Source organism: Afipia sp. GW821-FHT04G03, assembly GCF_059419985.1.
This window is the reverse complement of sequence record NZ_JBWKSV010000001.1, coordinates 1884259-1901814: the sequence shown is the minus strand read 5'-3', so window position 1 is coordinate 1901814 and position 17556 is coordinate 1884259. Positions and strand designations below refer to the sequence as shown.

Sequence of the window (17556 nt, the reverse complement as noted above, 5' to 3'; positions counted from 1 at the left end):
GCGAGAAAAAAATGCGAAGAGCACTTAACATAGAGATCAACGGCCGCAAGCAAGTTCTGGAGATTGAGCCGAACGAGCTTCTTCTTGACGTCTTACGGCTGGGGATCGGCCTCACCGGTACAAAAGAAGGATGTGGTGAGGGCGTTTGCGGTTCCTGCACCGTGATGGTCGATGGCGAGCTAGTACGCTCTTGTCTTACGCTGGCGATGCAGGTCGATGGCAAAGCCGTGACGACGATCGAGGGGATCGCGAACGGGTCCGAGTTGCATCCGCTTCAGCGCCGGTTTTTGGAGCATGGCGCGGTACAGTGCGGCTTTTGCTCGCCGGGCCTCATTTTAACAGCGAAAGCGCTGCTTAGCAGAAATCCGGACCCGTCGGAGGCGGAGGTGAGAGACGCCATTCGCGGCAATTTCTGCCGTTGCACTGGTTACGTGAAGATTGTCGAAGCCATTCTCGCGGCAGCTGCGGAACTTCGGAGTGGGGCCAATGCATAACATTAAGGACAGTGCAGAGTTTGAGGTTCTAGGAAAGAACGTCATCCGCGAAGAAGGGCATGGCAAAGTCACCGGCCTGGGAAAGTATGCAATCGATCTTGAAATGCCCCGCATGCTGTGGGCCAAGATCAAAAGAAGCACCCGCCCACACGCAAAGATTATCAATATCGACGTTAGCCGCGCACAAAGTCTTGCCGGCGTACACGCGGTGCTTGTTGACAAGGATTGCCCGCAGACGCTGTTCGGCTTCGGCTGCTATGACGAGCCCCTCCTTGCGCGGGGAAAGGTTCGATATATCGGAGAACCGGTCGTTGCCGTGGCTGCAGATAGCGAAGCTATTGCGGAGCAAGCCTGCGATCTCATCGAAATCGATTACGAAGACCTTCCTGCGGTCTTTGACGTACACGAAGCGTTTAAGACGAATCCGCCCGCGATTGTTCACGAAGAGCAGGAGAGGTATCGGCGCGTTCCGATTGGACCGGTGCAGTACAACCCCAAACATCCCAATGCCTTTGGTTACTACCGCATTCGCACCGGTGAGGTAGAAAAGGGGTTCAAAGAGGCCGACGTTGTCCTGGAAAGAACCTATACGAATGCGATGATGGGGCACGCCCCCATGGAGAGACACAATTCGGTCTCTCTGTGGGACGCGGATGGAAACGTTACTGTTTGGTCGTCATCTCAGGCTGCCTACCCACTGCTCAACCAGATTAGCGAGGCGCTTGATATTCCGCACTCGCGAATTCGCGTGATCATTCCAAAATACGTGGGTGGCGGCTTCGGCGGAAAGATCGAGATGAAGGCGGAGGGTCTCTGCGCGGTGCTCTCGCGCATTGCAGGCAATCGGCCTGTCAAGATCGTCTATACCCGCGAGGAGTCGCTGTGTTGGGCTGGTGTCCAGCATCCCTTCGATATGAAGATCAAATCGGGCGTTCGAAAGGACGGAACGATCACGTCCTGTGAAATGTTTGTCTTGGTCAACGGCGGCGCTTACGCGCAGCACGGCTTCCTGGTTACCCGTCAGGCGAGCTATGGCCCGCTTGGTTCATATCGGTTTCCAAACTTCAAGCTCGACAATTACGTTGTTTACACTAACCAGCCGCCCGGCGTTGCCTATCGTGGATTTGGTAACACGCAAATCCATTTTGCATTGGAATCGCATATCGACGAACTTGCTAGTGCGATTGGAATGGACACCTACGAGATCCGCAGAAAGAACATTCTCGTAGAAGGTGAGATCAACGCTGCAGGAGAGATTCAGCATTCAGTCGCCGGATCCGAGTTGCTCGACGAGATAAAGAAAGGCCTCGAGCAGCACGGCACGCTTGTCAGGGAAGGGAAGGGGCCTTGGCGAAGAGGACGCGGCATCGCTTTTGCTAACAAGGATAGCGTCGCTCCATCGGCTTCCTCAGCGATCGTGAAAATTCACAATGACGAGACGGTCGAAATTCGACACAGCGCCGGCAACATCGGCCAGGGTAGTTCGACGACTCTTATCCAAATTGCGGCCGAATTCTTCAAAGTTCGTCCAGATAGGGTGAAGACGGCTGAAGTCGATACCTGGATCACGCCTTACGACCAACTGACCGGCTCGAGCCGTATCACGTTTGCCGCAGGCAATGCGGTTCTAATGGCCTGCGAAGATGTTAAGGGCCAGATACTGAAGATGGCGGCTGAGGTGATGCAAGCAAGCCCGGAAGAGCTTGATCTGGCCGGCATGAAGGTCTTCGTGAAGGATAATCCTGATCGCTTCATGGCCGTCCGCGAACTTTTCCGCACGGTGTTCTTCACGGGCTCTTTCCTCCCGACAGGCGGCGAATTGCTTGGCAAGGCGACGTTCACTGTCCCATCGAGCAAAATTGACCCAGAGACTGGTCACGCCGCCGACGACGGAATGCGCAAAATCTTCTCGTTCTGCACGAGAGCGGCGCAGGCTGTTGAAATCGCGGTCAATACCGAAACCGGCGAAGTCAAACTCGAAAAGATAGCGATTGCGAACGACGTTGGCCGTGCCATCAATCCGATGTCCTGCGAGGGCCAGATGCATGCGGCTCTTTCGATGGGTCTTGGCCAGGCGCTGTCGGAAGAATTCCAGCTGAGCGAGGGTAGCATTCGCAACGCTGATTTTTCCTCGTATCGCTTCCTCACCGCGAAGGATGCGCCGTCAAACGATTTCGTCTCGACGCACATCGTCGAGATCCCCCAGTTTGACGGGCCGTATCAAGCAAAAGGCTTCTCGGAAGCGACGACCTCACCGACGGCCCCCGCAATTGCAAATGCGATATTCGACGCCATCGGCGTTCGCGTGCGGCATATGCCAATGACCCCCGAGCGAATATTGGCGGCGCTCGATGAGCTGAATTCGACCGATAAAAACTAAACGTCAACAGTAACTGGGAGGATAAGATGACAGAGGTTTCAAAACGACGCTTTCTGTACGGAATGGGGCTCGGCCTGGGCGCACTCACCGTTTCAAGCCAGCTGGTGGCACAAGGAGCCCCTATCAAAATCGGAACGAGCATGGCCCTTTCAGGTCCGCTTGCAAGCGGCGGAAGGCAGTCGCAGCTTGCGCTTCAGATGTGGGCGGAAGATGTAAACGGGCGCGGCGGTCTGCTCGGACGCAAGGTTGAAATCGTCGCATACGACGATCAGGCTAATCCCGCACAGACCCCGGGAATTCTCTCCAAGCTTGTCGATCTAGACAAGGTAGATCTTCTCATCGCGCCTTATGGAACGGTCCCCGCAGCGGCTATCATGCCGTCCGCGAAGGAGCGGCGATTGTTGATGATCGGGCACATCGGCTACCAGATCAACTCCAAGGCGAAACACGATATGTGGTTCAACAATTCGCCGTGGAGCGACGCGGAAAGCTGGGTAGGGGGCTATTTCCGTCTCGGCACGCAAGCCGGGGTCAAAAAGATTGCGTTCTTGGCCGCGGATCAAGAGTTCTCACAAAATATCCTTGGCGGCGCGAAGGCGCTGTCAAAGAGTGCGGGATTTGAGACGGTCTACGAGCAATCCTATCCGCCTACCACGGTCGATTTCTCGGCGATGATTAGGGCAATCCGCGCGGCGGCTCCAGATATGGTCTTCGTCGCGTCATATCCTGCCGACTCAACTGCCATCATCCGCGCTGTAAACGAGATTGGGATAGGCTCCTCTGTAAAGCTTTTTGGAGGCGCTATGGTCGGCTTGCAGTATGCGTCGGTGATGCAGACGCTCGGATCACAGCTGAACGGCGTCGTAAATTATCATACGTACGTTCCGGAAAGCACGATGGCCTTCCCAGGCATCCGAGACTTCTTGGATCGCTTCGCCAAGCGTGCTTCGGGCGCGAATGTCGAAACGCTAGGTTATTACGTCGCTCCATTTGCGTACGCATCGGCTCAGATCTTAGAGCGCGCAGTCACGGCAACCAAAAGCCTCAAGCATGACGTGCTCGCGGACTATCTTCGGAAGAACGAGGTCAGCACGATCGTAGGACCTATTCGCTGGGGTCCGGACGGTGAGTGGGCCAACCCGCGCGTCGTCATGGTTCAATTCCGCGATATTAAAGACAACGATCTCGAGCAATTCCGGCAAGCGGGCAAGCAGGTGATCGTTGAGCCCAAGGAATTTCGCACAGGCGAGTTCGTGTCTTTTCAGCAGGCACGCAAGCGATAGCGTCACCACCAACACGGTCCTTGCGCTTACGGGCGGCGAGCAACACTCGTCGCCTGCAAGGAGCCATGTGGAGAACATTGATGATTTCACTCGACCTTCTATTTGAGGCAATTGTATTCGGCGTCCTGGTTGGGTGTTTTTACGGAGCACTTAGCCTTGGGCTGTCGATTGCGTTCGGATTGTTGGATGTGCCGCATATTGCGCATGCGGCCTTTTTGGTTCTTGCAGCCTACATGGTCTTTTTATTGGGGACCTACGGCTTCGATCCGCTCATCGCAGCTCTCCTGATCGTCCTCCCGTTTTTTGCCTTTGGAGTCTTAGTCTATCGATTTTACTACGAGGCTTTTGAAAAGCGCGGAGCCGACGCGGGCGTCCGTGGCATCGCTTTCTTTTTCGGCATCGCGTTTCTTGTTCAAGTTTTCCTCTCGATAGCTTTTGGCCTGGACCAGCGTACCGCTACCGCTGCGTATGTCGGCAATAGTTTCGCTATGGGCGAGATGCGATTGCCGTGGCGGCTGATCGTGGCGCTGCTCGTCGCGGTCGGTTCAACCCTGATCTTGAATCTCTATCTATCAAATACGATGCAGGGGCGGGCGATCCGAGCTGTTGCGCAGGATGCCTGGGCGTTGCGCATTGTGGGCATCAACCCTGTACTTACAAAGCAATGGGCCTTTGGCCTAGCAACCGCGGTTGCGGCTATTGGCGGGGCTTTGCTGATAATTGTCAGCCCGGTCGAGCCCAGTCTCGATCGCGTCTACATCGGCCGCACATTCTGTGTCGTGGTGCTGGCTGGGTTGGGCAGCGTAACCGGCACGCTCGTGGCCGGGATAATCCTCGGCGTTATTGAATCCCTGGTCCTTACCATGTTCGGAGCTTCATGGGCGCCCGCCGTAGCCTATGGCCTCCTTCTCCTCGTGTTGGGGATTCGTCCACAAGGATTGTTTGGCCGATGAAAAAGAGCTCTATCGCTTTCTGGATTGCGGCAACTGCGCTTCCTGTTGCCGCCTATCTTTTACCAGCGCTCGGCCTCAACGAGTATTACCTGTACGTCAGCTATATCGTCCTGCAGTATGTGGTGCTCGCGACGGCCTGGAATGTGCTGGGGGGATATGCGGGATATGTAAACTTTGGGACGGGCGCCTTCTTCGGCGCCGGCGCGTATGCAGCCCTCGTACTTATGCTCACGTTTCAGGCTCCGCTGATTGTGCAGATCAGCGGTGCAGCGCTGATCGGCGCAGCTATGGGACTTTGCGTCGGACTTTTAACACTTCGGTTAAAGGGCATCTTTTTCTCGATCGCGACGATTGCCGTCGCTATTGTCATCGAAACGTTTGTCTTGAATTGGCGCTACGTTGGCGGAGCGACGGGTATGCAGATCCTTCGACCTCCGATTCCGCTTGGATTTGAGACCTACACGCAAATGCTTTTGGTGGTCATGACGGTCCTGGCGGTCATTTCACTCGCCGTTGCGCGGTACGTCCAAACGTCTTGGCTAGGACGGGGGTTGCAGGCATTGCGGGATGCCGAGATTGCCGCCGAATGTTCGGGAGTGCCTACGCTGAGGCTGAAGCTAATAGCCTGTGCGCTGTCGGGAGGGCTTATGGCAATGGCTGGGTCAACGTTACCTTTGTATTCCAGTTTCATCGAGCCGCACTCCGCTTTCAATCTTAACTACTCCGTAATGGCGCTCTCCATGGCAGTGATCGGGGGAATGTCGAAATGGTGGGGGCCCGCGATTGGTGCCGTTCTGATTTCTGCCAGCCAGCAATTTGCTGTTTCGGCCAGTCCCGAGAAGCACCTCCTCATCGTCGGTTTATCACTCATGGTTTTTGTAGTTGTCGCACCTTCCGGCTTAGTCGGCTTGGTTCATTGGTTTCGAGACTGGCAGACGTCCAGATCATCGACGCGGCGCTTGACTGAAAGGTTAATCAAGCGATGACTGCCTTTCTGAACGTTCAGGACGTTACAAAGAAATTCTTTGGCTTTACGGCGCTGTCCAATGTCAATCTTAACGTCGCAAGCGGTGAGCGGCTTGGTCTCATCGGCCCGAATGGTTCGGGAAAAACGACGCTGATCAACTGTATTTCCGGCGCTCTGGAAGTCGATACCGGGCAAATCGCGTTCGAGGGTTCAAGCATATCAAAGCTGGCGCCTCATCAAAGGGCGAAGAGGGGTGTTGCACGAACGTTTCAGATTCCACAACCGTTTCACTCGATGTCGGTGGTCGAGAACCTCATGGTACCTCTGGAATATATCGTCCACGGGTCGATCGATGCATCCAATGAGGAATCGGTGTACCGTGAGGCGAGCGAGATCTTAAGTCGTGTGAGGCTTGATGATCGAAGTCATGCTCATCCAGGCAAACTTTCTCAAGTCGAGCTGCGGAAGCTGGAGCTTGCGCGCGCAATAGCTGCGCGGCCGAAGCTGCTCATCTGTGATGAGGCGATGGCCGGCCTGGCCATGAAAGAAGTCAACGAGATTCTGGATATCCTGCTCGAATTGAACTCGGCAGGGATCACCATCATCATGATTGAACATATCATGCAGGCGGTCATGCGGTTCTCGCAACGCATTGTTTGCCTGAGCGCAGGGCAGATCATCTGCGATGACCTTCCAGAAAAGGTCATGGCGAATCCGGAAGTCAGGAGGGCTTACCTTGGCAGTTAAGATCGTCGTCAGCGACCTCCACGCGGGATACGGGCCAGTGCAGGTGCTGCACGGCCTGTCACTGGAGGTGCGCGAAGGGGAAACGGTAGTCCTGCTGGGGACCAATGGAAACGGTAAGAGCACCTTGATGAAGTGCTTAATCGGAGATGTACGTCCGACCCTTGGCCGGGTGACTTTAGAGATAGATGGTGACGTGTTTGACCTGTCTCGGCTCACCACGGAGCAGATCGTTGAACGAGGAATTAGCATAGTCCCGGAGGGCCGCCGGCTCTTTCCTTTGCTAACGGTCGAAGAGAATCTTCTTCTCGGTGCATATCGCAAAGCGGCACGTAAGCGAACCCAAGAAAATCTAGAATACTGTTTCGAATCATTTCCCATTCTAAAGGAGCGGCGACGACAGCCTGCGGGCTCTATGTCGGGCGGTCAGCAGCAGATGCTGGCGTTGGGCCGGGCCTTAATGTCCTCCCCTAGGGTTTTGTTAGTGGACGAGCCCTCTGTTGGACTAGCTCCCATCATGGTCACTCAAGCCATAACGAAGATAAGTGAGCTAAAGAAGAAGTTTGGCTTGACCGTTATAATGGCCGAGCAGAACTTTGCAGAGGCTCTGCGGATAGCCGATCGCGGCTATGTCTTGGTGCACGGGCATATTGCATTTGCAGCCGAAAGTGCGGCTGAGCTGAAGAACAGTGATCTGATAAGCGAGCTATATCTGGGTGCCCATTAGTCACGCGTCTCGGCCAGTATAGCGCTCGGCCAACTACCGTTCTCAATTTTCTTCCGCACGATATCCAGTAGAAGTTGCCGAAAGAGTTTGGCGGGCAAGGTCAGCTCTCCGGCCGCTGGGCGAATGAAGGCCCAGTTCACGTGAAGTCCTTCGATCGGACTCGCCGAAAGGTCGCCCTGCATCAGTGATGCTTGGATGGCGCAGTAGGGGAGGATGCTATAAGCGGTTCCGCGTGTTACCAAATTAGAAATCATGCGGGTTGAGTTGCTATCCGCGAGTATGCGCATGGATATATCTGCGCGCTTAAAGGCAGCCTCGATTGCGAGACGAAAGTTATTCATTCTATTGGTGAGAATAAGCGGCTTGTTTTCAGCGGCTTTTAGGGTGACAGGATTGCTTGGTGATAACCCAGCGGAGGACGGCGCCGCCAGGAACAAGCCTTCCGTGAACAGCTGTTCGGCATTTACTCCGGGTGTATCATCCAAGACAACCACAGCGCAGTCGATCTTCCGTTGCTGTACATCGCTTGCCAGATCAATGCTGATGCCTTCACGGACGTGCAGATGCACGTCCGTGTATCGACGGCAGTACTCGTCAATCAATTCAAGGCTGACGAACTGACCAATCGCGGGGGGCAGCCCAACCGTCAAATGACCTCTAGGCGAGGATTGGTCGCCGATAACTTCGCGGAGTTTATCAAATTGGTTCACAACGGAGGCGGCGTGCTCCTTCAGCGCCCGACCAGCTTGCGTTAATTCGACTCCTTGTCCGGACCTAGTGAAAAGGGATTCTCCGAGATCCTCTTCGAGAAGTCGGATCTGGCGAGACAGAGCCGGCTGCGCGATGTTGAGAACATCGGACGCCCTCGTCAAATTCCCGAGTTCCGCCACCTGGAGGAAGTAGCGGATCTGTCTTAAATTCATGAGTATTTTCTCGTTTGAAAGATCGTCTCATAATTAGCACTATGAGACCCGCATTACAGCTATAAATGGGCTTGGCAATTTGGCTTGAAGTTCCACGGTTCTGGAGCTTTGGATCGAAAATTGGAGTGGGCGCCCGCGTCTAATGACTGTGCACGCATCGAGAATAAACAGTCGGCGGAGGTCCACATCGGCTTCTGTCACCGTGACGCTCCCTATCGATGCTCCGGGTCACCAGCCATCCTGTTGGACGGCTCGCGTCAGTGATTTTTCGAACCTCCGCCATCTCGCCGCGACTCGCGACAGGATTGTCGCCGTCTGGCTAAATAATTCGAATCTCCTGTATGTAGCGCAATCTCGTTCACCAGTAAGCGTCCATTTCTGACACCTGGTGTCAGTTGAGAGCCGTCAATGGACGCCAATTCCAGGGCAGGAGGTCGTCGAGCTGGCTCATCGGGTGACCGCCGGACATGCGTTCGAGCGCGTCCGTGAGATAGGCGAAGGGCTCGACATTGTTGAGCTTGGCGGTTGTGATGGGCGAGCAGACGGTTGCCCAGCGCTGGCCCCCGCCATATGCCTCGCAATACTGCCTTTGATTCAAGTCGCTGCGCTTCCACGCCTCATGATGCGGCCGCCAGAAAGCCTCGCCCTGACGTGTCCAGGATCCACTCTTTGCCACCATCTCGCTCTCCACATCCACAAATCGAAGGGGAAAACAGATCGCGTCCACGCGATGCTAGACAAGTATGTGAGAATTCAACGCTTAGCGGGCAAGCCGGTCAATGTTCCGAGCCCTTAAATCCCTGTTGTGAGCGGAAATTTCCCTGTTCCTCGAAATGTATTCGCTGCTAATTTTCCTAGGGAATTATCTCAGAAATCGCTGTGACGCTGTAGTTTCTTGCGTCTAAAGCTCTCTGCAGAGGCCTAATTTCGCGAATTTCCCTGTAAAACTCCCTGTTAGCAGGGAATTCCCTCAGAGACGTGTGCGATCAGCACTGTGTCGCCAGCCATCCAGTCCGGCTTTCAGAGAATTTCTCTCTTAGTTGCGATAAAAGGCCGCCAATGGCGGGCTTCTTACGCATGCCGAGTCTCTACAGAGACCGGATTCGAACGGCGCGTGTGGGCTGAATGTCTTCGATGCTTTTCCGCGATCCGATTTCGAATGACCTCTCCGAGAGCAGCTCTGGAAGCCAATTAGGCGGTACGGGCACGGTGTAGCCCGCCAGTTTCCGCATTTGCTTCCGATGCGTGGCCTCTATGTCATTGTCAAATGCGCGGACCGAGAAAACCTGAGCACCCATAATTCTTCACCGTTTGTCGATCACTCGAGCAAATTTAGCAGAGATCGACAGGAAGCAATAGTTGTCGCTTACAGTTCCTCTGCTGCGTGGTTTCGGCCGGAACCAGCATCTCGATGAGATTGAATCCGCGGAGGGGCATGGATTCGCGTAATGAGCGGTTATGGAATTTACAGGAATATTTTGTATGTTGAGCGAACGGCGCGCCGAGGCTTTACGGACGAAGTGGCGGATGTTAGTGCCAGATTCCTGGAGTAATTATGAAGAGATCGATTACTTACACGGCGCTACCCGATATCCCGCTAGTAAGTCCGGGAGACGACATCTGTCAGATCATCAAGGATGGCCTGGCTGCGGCGAAGATCGAGCCTCAGAACGGCGATATCGTCGTTCTTGCCCAGAAGATTATTTCTAAATCAGAAAATCGCTACGTTTATTTGGAGTCGATCGTCCCGTCGGCGAGGGCGCAAGACCTTGCAGCGATCACCGGCAAGGACCCTCGCCACCTTGAGGTCGTCCTGTCGGAGTCGCGCGAGGTTCTTCGCGCCAAGACCAATGTCATCATCGTCGAGCATCGCCTAGGTTTCGTCATGGCGAATGCTGGCATCGACGAATCGAATATCGACGCCGGCGCGAAGCATCGTGTGCTTTTGCTGCCGGTCGATCCGGACGCGTCATGCAGTCAGATCAAGCAGCGGCTCGATGCTGAATTCGGCGTAAAGCTGGGCGTGATCATCAATGACAGCTTCGGCAGGGCCTGGCGCAACGGTGTTGTCGGCGTCGCGCTTGGGTCCGCCGGAATAAGTTCACTGTTCAATATGATCGGTGCGCCGGATCTGTTCGGCCGCGCCATGGTCGTGACTGAGGTTGCGATTGCCGACGAGATGGCCGCTGCGGCTTCGCTGCTCATGGGGCAGGGAGCCGAAGGCATGCCGATCATTCATGTGCGAGGATTCCGCAATCCGGGAGCAGAGAACGACGCCGCGTCGTTGATCCGCCCGCGCGAGTTGGACATGTTCCGATAGCGAAGGACGCTGGTGTGATGAATGAAATTTTGAATTCTGACAATGAAGTTGTCGCGATCTGCGGGGGAGTGGGGGGCGCGAAGCTTGCACTCGGGTTGCAGCGTCTGTTTGGCGAGCGTCTAACGGTTGTTGTCAATGTTGGAGATGATTTCGATCACCTCGGTCTGCGTATCTGTCCGGATATCGACACTGTGCTGTACACACTTGGCGGGCTGAGCGACGAGGTCCGCGGGTGGGGTCGTTCCGGCGAATCCTGGAATTTCATGGAAGCGCTTCGCCAGCTTGGTGGAGAGGAATGGTTTCTGCTGGGCGACAAGGACCTGGCGATCCATATTGAACGCACGCGCCGCCTCGCTGCCGGGCAGACATTGACCGCATGCATCGATGCCATCCGGCAATCGGTTGGCATAGCGGGGCGTATTCTGCCGGTAACGGATGATGTGTTGCGCACAAAGGTCGAGACGGACGAAGGCTTGCTGGATTTCCAGCGCTACTTCGTTGCCCGGCGATGCGAACCAAGGGTTCATTCTATCTCGTTTGCTGGACGTGAGCAGGCGAAACCAAGCAGCAATGTTGTGGAGATCCTGCGTTCGCCCCGCGTCGGCATGATCGTGCTGTGTCCCTCGAATCCCTATTTGAGCATCGACCCGATCCTCGCCGTCGCCGGAATGCGCGAATTATTGATGACCAATGGCGCGCCGGTTGTCGCGGTTTCTCCAATCATTGCGGGCCAGGCCATCAAGGGGCCGACCGTGAAGATCATGGAAGAGCTTTCAATCGAGGTGACGACGGAATCGATTGCCCGGCACTATGACGGGCTGATCGACGGACTGCTGATAGACCACGCCGATATCGGATCGGTTGAAGGTCTAGCGATTCCTGTTCATTTCACCGCAACGCTGATGACAGACCTTGCCGCCAAGGTTCATCTCGCGCGGGAGGCAACATTATTTGCGTCGCGGCTTTCTCGGCGCGATGGGTCGCGACCGGCCTGATGTCTTCTATCTGGGGCGCTCGGTTTTTTCCCAGCGCGCCACTGTATCGCCGGGTCCCCAGGTTCCGGACAATGTCTGCGATACAATCGGGCCGAGTGTCGCATAGTTCGGGCCGGCGATGCGGCAAATCGGTTGAAGCTTTTCGGTGTGGATCTTGCCGTTGTCATAGAGGTCGTCCCGGATGTGGAAGACCACAACTTCACCGACGATGAACTGCGTGTTTCCCCGGCCGAACGGCGTGGACGATACGTAACGGCATTCCATACTGACCGGGACATCGCTAAGACGAGGGCAATCGACCAACTCGCCCGGCGTGGTCTTGAGACCGAGAAGTTCGACCTCGCTTTCATGAGTGGAAAATTCGCCGGAGCTTTTGTGAACGTTTGCGATCATCGTATGATCGGCGATATTCACAACGTATTCGCCGGTCCGCATGATGTTGGTCGGGGTATCCTTGGCGCCGGAAATTTTTTTGCCGACATTGAATCCCACCATCGGCGGATTGCTTGACACGAAAGTGTAGCAACTGAAGGGCGCAAGATTGATGACGGTGTCGCTCGACCGTGACGTGATCCAGGCGATCGGCCGGGGCACGACGATCCCGCTGAGCAGCTTGTAGGCTTGCACTGTGTCCAGACTGGATGAGGCGATCTTCATAACTGTCTCTCGGTTGAGAAAACCGGCGCTCTATTGCCGGGAACGAACTGCTGGGTTTGTGCGGACAACCTGTCGACGATCCGTTCGGCGGTCATCGGAAGCGTGGTCACCCGGGCCCCGGACGCACATGCGATGGCGTTGGCCATGGTCGCCGGCGGTTCGATGACCGGCGGCTCTCCGACACCTTTCGCCCCGAACGGGCCGTTCTCGCTCGGACACTTCACGAGAATGGATCGGATGCGCGGAGCATCGACGCAGGTCGGCATCTTGTAGTCGGTGAGGTTGGCGTTACGGACCTTGCCGTCGATGCTGACGATCTCCTCGGACAGCGCTTGTCCGAGACCCTGAACGACGCCGCCTTCGATCTGGCCTTCAATCAATGTAGGATTGATCGCGAATCCCACGTCCTGGGCCACCACGTAGTCGTGAATATGTACGTCGCCGGTCTCGGGATCGATCTCGACATCGGCGGCGTGCGCATGAAAGCTGGGCGAGTTGAGCGTGGTGATCACCATGTGCTCGCTGCGTTTCGGATCGTAGACCGTGGGCGGCGCGATGAAGGTGCCGTGTGCGATGAGGCCTCCGCTTGATAGCTGCGCCGATCGGGCAATGTCAGCCAGCGAGACCGATTTTCCTTCCCCCCAGACGGCGGCATTGCCGTAGATCAGCTTGTCATCCGGCAGCTTCAGCAGCTTGCTTGCGATGGTGATGGCCTGCTTGCGCAACTCGGCGGCTGCGGCACGGCCGGCGTTACCTACCGCGAACGCCGCGCGGCTGCCCTGTGCGCCGTAGTCATAGGGCGTCGAGGCGCTGTCGGCACTTACGATGCTGATGTCGCTCAAGCTGACACCCAGTTCCTCAGCGAGAATTTGTGCGGCACCGGTGAGGGCGCCAGTGCCGATCTCGGCGCAGCCGGTGTTCAGCTGAACCCGTCCGTCAGTTGCGACCTTGATATAGACTCCCGAGGAGCCGGATGTCGTCGTCCACCAGCTGCAGGCAATTCCCTTGCCGCGCCAGGGTCCCGGCTTGCGATTGGACCATCCGATGGCGTCGGCAGCTTTCAGGAGGCATTCCTCGAGGCTGACCTTGTCGAGAACCTGACCGTTCACCGCCGTATCGCCGTCGCGCAGAATGTTCTTCAAGCGAAACTCGAGGGGATCAATCCCGAGCGCATCAGCGATGATGTCCATCTGGGATTCGACCGCAAAGTTCGATTGCGGCCCCGACGGCGCACGGAACGATCCGGTGGGGGTCCTGTTGCTGTAGACTGCCAGACCCTCAAGAAGCAGATTTGGAATCTTGTAGGGGCCGGCAAGAATCAACGACGAACTCGACCCGACGCCAACGCCGGACCCCGAAGTTGCGCCCGTGTCGACAAGGATACGGCCCTGCTTGGCGAGAATGCGGCCGTCATTGGTGACGCCGGTCTTCAATTCGACAATGACAGGCTGTCGCGGATAGGCAGCCGTCATTTCCTCTTCCGTCGTCGTCGCGATCCTGACGGGACGTCCGCACTTCTTGGCCAGCAGCGCAGCATAGTGTTCGACGCCGAGCCGCAGCTTGCCGCCGAAGCCGCCCCCGATCGTCGTGCAAATGACACGAATGTGCGAGGTGGGCACCATCAGAATATCGGCGAGAGTCGCCTGTGCTTCGAACGGCAATTGAGTGTTGGTCCACACCGAGAACTGGCCGGCCGGGTCATAGGTGGCAACCGCAGCGCGCGGTTCGGTGTAGCCCGGATGAACCGGGCTAGTTTCGAACCGGTTGGTGAAAATCCGGTCAGATTGCGCGAAGCCGGCTTCGACATCGCCGACGCGAAGCATGGAGCGATTTGATACATTGCCATCACGCCGTACGATCGGCATGGCCTGATAGGTTAGCAAATCCTCGTGGACCAGCGGGCTGTTCTTGTCGAGTGCAGCTTCGATATCAAAAACGCCGGGAAGGGGCTCATATTCGATTTCGATTGCCGCACAGGCTGCCTCGGCCTGCCGTGACGTCTGCGCCACAACTGCCGCGATGGCCTGTCCGATATGGACGACCTTGGCGGAGGCGAAGACTTCCATATCCTTGATGAAGGAGCCGTAGCGGGTGCAGGGCACATCGACGGCGGTGATGATGCCGCGCACGCCAGGCATCTTCCGCGCGGCCTCCGTGTCGATGCGAAGGATGCGTGCGTGGGCGTGTGTGCTGCGGCAGATCTTTCCGTGCAACATGCCGGGCAGGGAGAAATCGGTTCCGAAGATCGTCGATCCGGTGACCTTTCCCGTGCCGTCAATCCGTTGCAAGCGCTTCCCGACGACATTGAATGGTTTGTTCATCGTCTGCTTTCCTCACTGTCACACTTGCGTCGTCCGCTCGCGGCAGCTTTCCTATAAGGCGATTAGGTAATCCGTTTCACGCCAACGAGCCTGTCGATAACGAGAACAAAGAAGACCGTTCCGAGCATCATCAGCGCCGCGATCGCGGAGATCGTCGGATCGACACGGGTTTCGATGTAGAAGAAGATTTCGACAGGCAGCGTCGTGTCGTTCTGGGCGAGGAAGGCCGTTGCCGTGAAATTGTCGAACGAGATCACAAAACAGAAGAAACATGCTGCGAAGATGCCGGACTTGATCTGCGGAAGCGTGATCAGGACGAAGCTCTTGAGCGCGGAGGCGCCAAGGCCGACTCCGGCTTCTTCCGGCGTAAGGCTGATGCTTTGCAAGGACGCGCGGATGACGCGGACCGAATAGGGCAGCGTCAGAACACAATGCAGAATGACCAACGTCGCGAAGCTGCCGAGGGCCTTGGTCTGCACGCTGAATACAAGAAAGGACAGGCCTAGAATAACCTGAGGAACGATCAGCGGCGACATCAGAACAGTATCGATCACGTTGCGCCCGGGGAAACGATACTTAGTAAGGGCGACGGCCGACATTGTGCCAAGCGTCATGGCGCACAGGCCTGAGACGAGCGCCAGCGCCAGACTTCTGTAGAATGGACCTGCGAATTCCGGACGCTCGAATACGTGTTTGAACCAGCGGAGCGAATAACCTTCTGGAGGAAATGCCGCTTGGGTCGTGGCATTGAAGGCCGTCACGAAGGTGACGATCAACGGGAGTGTGACGAATGTCAGGACGATCGCAGCAACAATCAAACTGAAGATGTAAAGCGGGTCGGTTGAGGCGGTGTTTCTGGTCATCGTCGTTTCTCGTCAAGCACTCTGTTGCCAAGCGCGGTAATGCCGAAGACAACACACAGACTGACAGACAGGGTTACGACCGCCGCTACACCGGCAAGCCGATAATTGAAGCCAACAGTTGCCTGATCGTAGATCAGATTGCCGATCATTTTGAATGTTCCGCCGCCGAGCAAGGACGGTCCCAGATAGGCCGTGAAGCAGAAAACGAATGTCAGCACTGCGCCGCTTGTCACGCCTGGAGCGCTCAGCGGCAGCAAGATGCGCCAGAAGGCCGATATGGGATTGGCGCCCAGGCCTTTCGCGGCTTCTTCGTATTCGGAGTTGATGTTCTGCAACACGGAGCTGATCGGAAAGACCATCAACGGAAGGGAGGAGGCGAACAGGCCGATGGCAACGCCGAGTTCGTTATACATCAGCTTGACCGGCGCATCAGTTAGACCGATCGCCTGCAATGTACGATTGATAATGCCGTTGTTGCCGAGAACCAGCATCCAGCCGTACATCTTGATGACGTAGATGGAGAAAAACTGGATGGCGAGCGCTAGGGTGACGATGGAAGCGATCCTTTGCCGCCCCCGGCTCATGACATAGGCGATGGGGTAGCCAGCCAGCAAGGCAATGAATGTAACATAGAGCGCGATCCAGGCCGACCGCATGAGGTAGGTTCTGAATCGCGCGTCCGCCGCGAACGTCGTGAAATTTTTCGTCGAAAAGGCCCCGGAGTTATCCGTAACGCTTAACGAGAGAATATTGGCAAGCGCGGCAAAAAAGTAAACGAGCAGGATGAGGGCCGGGGCCGTGAGCAACAGGCCCTTGAGGGCCGATCGGTCACGCGCCAGCCTGTCCAGACGACTTGCCGGAGCAAGAGACGTCATTGGACGACCTCTTGGTCATAGTTCTTGATGATATCTGAGAGATTGTCCGACAGATAATCGTAGTCGATCGCATATGCTCCCTTGAGGTTTGTCAGGATTGATTCGACGACCTCCGGGCCCTTTGCATCGCTGTTGACTGGGCGCGCGCCAAAGGCATCGGCAATTCTCGTCTGCACGTCCATCGACAGCAGATAGTTGAGGAAAGCTTCAGCCTCTTTCTTCCGGGGGGCGCCTGCAATCAGCGCGATTGGCGTTTCGGCGATCAAGAGGGGCTTGTTCGGCACGACGAAGCCGTAGTTCCCACCGGGTTTGATGTAGCTGATCACGTTCGGCAGAATGCCCCACGCGGTCAGCCCGACTTCGCCGCTCTCCAGAAGGCGAATGGACTGAACGTTGTTGGTGTAGAAGGTGAGAATGCTAGGACGCAGTTCCTTCAATTTCTTGAAGCCCGGAGTGAGGTTGCGCTCGCTACCACCCGCCAGCAAAGCCGCCATCGTGGGGAAATAGCCGGGATCGAAAGTCGCGGCAGGAGCTGCGATCTTGCCCTTCAGGCGAGGGTCCCAAAGGTCTTCCCAAGTCTTCGGTTCGAACGGCACGAGATCCTTGCGATAGAAGATTCCGCGGAGCGACACCCAGGTGGTGATGCCATGCGAGAAGATCAGGGACTGATCCATTTTCGCGGCGTTGGGAACGCCAGCCTTGTCAAATGGAGCAAGCACGCCGGCCTTCTTGCCGCGCTCATAGTTGATCATGTTGGTCGACCAGAGGTCGATCTCCGGCTTGTCCTTTTGCGCGATCACGCGCGCAAGGCCGGCCTCTCCGGCGCCCTGAACAATGACTGAGACCGGCTGACCCGTCTTGGCCTCGTATTCTTTTGCGATCTTGTCGAAGGTCTGCTGCCAGACGCCGCCCCAGGTCATGAACACCAGCGGCTTCTTGTCCTGTGCCGCAGCTGCGGACGACATGGTCTGAAGGGCTGCGAGAGCGACGACAGCGATTTGAAGTTTTGATTTGAACGGTTTGTAATCCATTTTATCTTACTTCCCCCTGTAAA

Annotated in this window: 15 protein-coding genes and 1 pseudogene; 9 read left to right on the top strand and 7 right to left on the bottom strand. The window is 56.3% G+C overall.

Annotation, left to right across the window (positions count from 1 at the left end; all coding sequences use genetic code 11):
- The first annotated feature begins 11 nt into the window (after nucleotides 1–11).
- The 7 genes from AC07UB_RS09005 (at nucleotide 12) to AC07UB_RS08975 (ending at nucleotide 7548) form a co-directional block, all read left to right on the top strand.
- Nucleotides 12–494: a (2Fe-2S)-binding protein gene (locus AC07UB_RS09005; protein ID WP_494652637.1), complete on the top strand. Its 483-nt coding sequence runs from the start codon at nucleotides 12–14 to the stop codon at nucleotides 492–494.
- Complete coding sequence (locus AC07UB_RS09000) at nucleotides 487–2874, top strand: xanthine dehydrogenase family protein molybdopterin-binding subunit (RefSeq protein WP_494651317.1); 2388 nt, start codon at nucleotides 487–489, stop codon at nucleotides 2872–2874. Before AC07UB_RS09005 ends, AC07UB_RS09000 begins: the two co-directional genes overlap by 8 nt.
- A gap of 26 nt (nucleotides 2875–2900) precedes the next feature.
- Nucleotides 2901–4157 (top strand): amino acid ABC transporter substrate-binding protein, encoded by a 1257-nt coding sequence (locus AC07UB_RS08995; RefSeq protein ID WP_492792316.1) that lies wholly within the window; start codon nucleotides 2901–2903, stop codon nucleotides 4155–4157.
- Nucleotides 4158–4237: 80 nt separating this feature from the next.
- Nucleotides 4238–5110, top strand: coding sequence for a branched-chain amino acid ABC transporter permease (locus tag AC07UB_RS08990; protein ID WP_492792317.1), 873 nt, complete (start codon nucleotides 4238–4240; stop codon nucleotides 5108–5110).
- Nucleotides 5107–6096, top strand: coding sequence for a branched-chain amino acid ABC transporter permease (locus AC07UB_RS08985; RefSeq protein WP_492792318.1), 990 nt, complete (start codon nucleotides 5107–5109; stop codon nucleotides 6094–6096). The genes AC07UB_RS08990 and AC07UB_RS08985 overlap by 4 nt, the downstream gene beginning before the upstream one ends.
- Nucleotides 6093–6824 (top strand): ABC transporter ATP-binding protein, encoded by a 732-nt coding sequence (locus AC07UB_RS08980; RefSeq protein ID WP_492792319.1) that lies wholly within the window; start codon nucleotides 6093–6095, stop codon nucleotides 6822–6824. The genes AC07UB_RS08985 and AC07UB_RS08980 overlap by 4 nt, the downstream gene beginning before the upstream one ends.
- Entirely contained in the window at nucleotides 6814–7548 is a 735-nt protein-coding gene (locus AC07UB_RS08975) for an ABC transporter ATP-binding protein (protein WP_492792320.1), read from the top strand. Before AC07UB_RS08980 ends, AC07UB_RS08975 begins: the two co-directional genes overlap by 11 nt.
- Here AC07UB_RS08975 and AC07UB_RS08970 read toward each other — a convergent pair.
- Both AC07UB_RS08970 and AC07UB_RS08965 read right to left on the bottom strand, forming a co-directional pair.
- Nucleotides 7545–8471 (bottom strand): LysR family transcriptional regulator, encoded by a 927-nt coding sequence (locus tag AC07UB_RS08970; protein WP_492792321.1) that lies wholly within the window; start codon nucleotides 8469–8471, stop codon nucleotides 7545–7547. The genes AC07UB_RS08975 and AC07UB_RS08970 overlap by 4 nt on opposite strands.
- A 391-nt stretch (nucleotides 8472–8862) precedes the next feature.
- A pseudogene (locus tag AC07UB_RS08965) lies at nucleotides 8863–9039 on the bottom strand (transposase domain-containing protein); the annotation flags it as partial.
- Nucleotides 9040–10026: 987 nt separating this feature from the next.
- Between AC07UB_RS08965 and cofE the strand changes: the two are divergent.
- Together cofE and cofD are read left to right on the top strand one after the other, a co-directional pair.
- Nucleotides 10027–10791: a coenzyme F420-0:L-glutamate ligase gene (gene cofE / locus AC07UB_RS08960; RefSeq protein ID WP_492792322.1), complete on the top strand. Its 765-nt coding sequence runs from the start codon at nucleotides 10027–10029 to the stop codon at nucleotides 10789–10791.
- Between the two features lie 17 nt (nucleotides 10792–10808).
- A complete protein-coding gene (cofD, locus tag AC07UB_RS08955; RefSeq protein WP_492792323.1) occupies nucleotides 10809–11786 on the top strand; it encodes a 2-phospho-L-lactate transferase in 978 nt (325 codons plus the stop codon).
- Nucleotides 11787–11792: 6 nt separating this feature from the next.
- On the opposite strand, the gene AC07UB_RS08950 is transcribed toward cofD, so the two are convergent.
- From AC07UB_RS08950 to AC07UB_RS08930, 5 genes are all read right to left on the bottom strand, one after another.
- Nucleotides 11793–12443: a flavin reductase family protein gene (locus AC07UB_RS08950; RefSeq protein ID WP_492792324.1), complete on the bottom strand. Its 651-nt coding sequence runs from the start codon at nucleotides 12441–12443 to the stop codon at nucleotides 11793–11795.
- Nucleotides 12440–14764: a xanthine dehydrogenase family protein molybdopterin-binding subunit gene (locus tag AC07UB_RS08945; RefSeq protein ID WP_494651320.1), complete on the bottom strand. Its 2325-nt coding sequence runs from the start codon at nucleotides 14762–14764 to the stop codon at nucleotides 12440–12442. Before AC07UB_RS08945 ends, AC07UB_RS08950 begins: the two co-directional genes overlap by 4 nt.
- A gap of 62 nt (nucleotides 14765–14826) precedes the next feature.
- Nucleotides 14827–15627 (bottom strand): ABC transporter permease, encoded by an 801-nt coding sequence (locus AC07UB_RS08940; RefSeq protein ID WP_492792326.1) that lies wholly within the window; start codon nucleotides 15625–15627, stop codon nucleotides 14827–14829.
- On the bottom strand, nucleotides 15624–16502 hold the full coding sequence (locus tag AC07UB_RS08935; protein WP_492792327.1) for an ABC transporter permease: 879 nt from the start codon (nucleotides 16500–16502) through the stop codon (nucleotides 15624–15626). The genes AC07UB_RS08940 and AC07UB_RS08935 overlap by 4 nt, the downstream gene beginning before the upstream one ends.
- Nucleotides 16499–17533, bottom strand: coding sequence for an ABC transporter substrate-binding protein (locus tag AC07UB_RS08930; protein ID WP_492792328.1), 1035 nt, complete (start codon nucleotides 17531–17533; stop codon nucleotides 16499–16501). Before AC07UB_RS08930 ends, AC07UB_RS08935 begins: the two co-directional genes overlap by 4 nt.
- Between the last annotated feature and the right edge of the window lie 23 nt (nucleotides 17534–17556).

Bases quoted from the DNA above. Each gene is read 5' to 3' on its own strand.
- AC07UB_RS08990 (WP_492792317.1), top strand. From the start codon at position 4,238: ATGATTTCACTCGACCTTCTATTTGAGGCAATTGTATTCGGCGTCCTG.
- AC07UB_RS08935 (WP_492792327.1), bottom strand. From the start codon at position 16,502: ATGACGTCTCTTGCTCCGGCAAGTCGTCTGGACAGGCTGGCGCGTGAC.
- AC07UB_RS08940 (WP_492792326.1), bottom strand. From the start codon at position 15,627: ATGACCAGAAACACCGCCTCAACCGACCCGCTTTACATCTTCAGTTTG.
- AC07UB_RS09000 (WP_494651317.1), top strand. From the start codon at position 487: ATGCATAACATTAAGGACAGTGCAGAGTTTGAGGTTCTAGGAAAGAAC.
- AC07UB_RS08980 (WP_492792319.1), top strand. From the start codon at position 6,093: ATGACTGCCTTTCTGAACGTTCAGGACGTTACAAAGAAATTCTTTGGC.
- AC07UB_RS08945 (WP_494651320.1), bottom strand. From the start codon at position 14,764: ATGAACAAACCATTCAATGTCGTCGGGAAGCGCTTGCAACGGATTGAC.
- AC07UB_RS08995 (WP_492792316.1), top strand. From the start codon at position 2,901: ATGACAGAGGTTTCAAAACGACGCTTTCTGTACGGAATGGGGCTCGGC.
- AC07UB_RS08985 (WP_492792318.1), top strand. From the start codon at position 5,107: ATGAAAAAGAGCTCTATCGCTTTCTGGATTGCGGCAACTGCGCTTCCT.
- AC07UB_RS08930 (WP_492792328.1), bottom strand. From the start codon at position 17,533: ATGGATTACAAACCGTTCAAATCAAAACTTCAAATCGCTGTCGTCGCT.
- AC07UB_RS08950 (WP_492792324.1), bottom strand. From the start codon at position 12,443: ATGAAGATCGCCTCATCCAGTCTGGACACAGTGCAAGCCTACAAGCTG.
- cofD (WP_492792323.1), top strand. From the start codon at position 10,809: ATGAATGAAATTTTGAATTCTGACAATGAAGTTGTCGCGATCTGCGGG.
- AC07UB_RS08970 (WP_492792321.1), bottom strand. From the start codon at position 8,471: ATGAATTTAAGACAGATCCGCTACTTCCTCCAGGTGGCGGAACTCGGG.
- cofE (WP_492792322.1), top strand. From the start codon at position 10,027: ATGAAGAGATCGATTACTTACACGGCGCTACCCGATATCCCGCTAGTA.
- AC07UB_RS09005 (WP_494652637.1), top strand. From the start codon at position 12: ATGCGAAGAGCACTTAACATAGAGATCAACGGCCGCAAGCAAGTTCTG.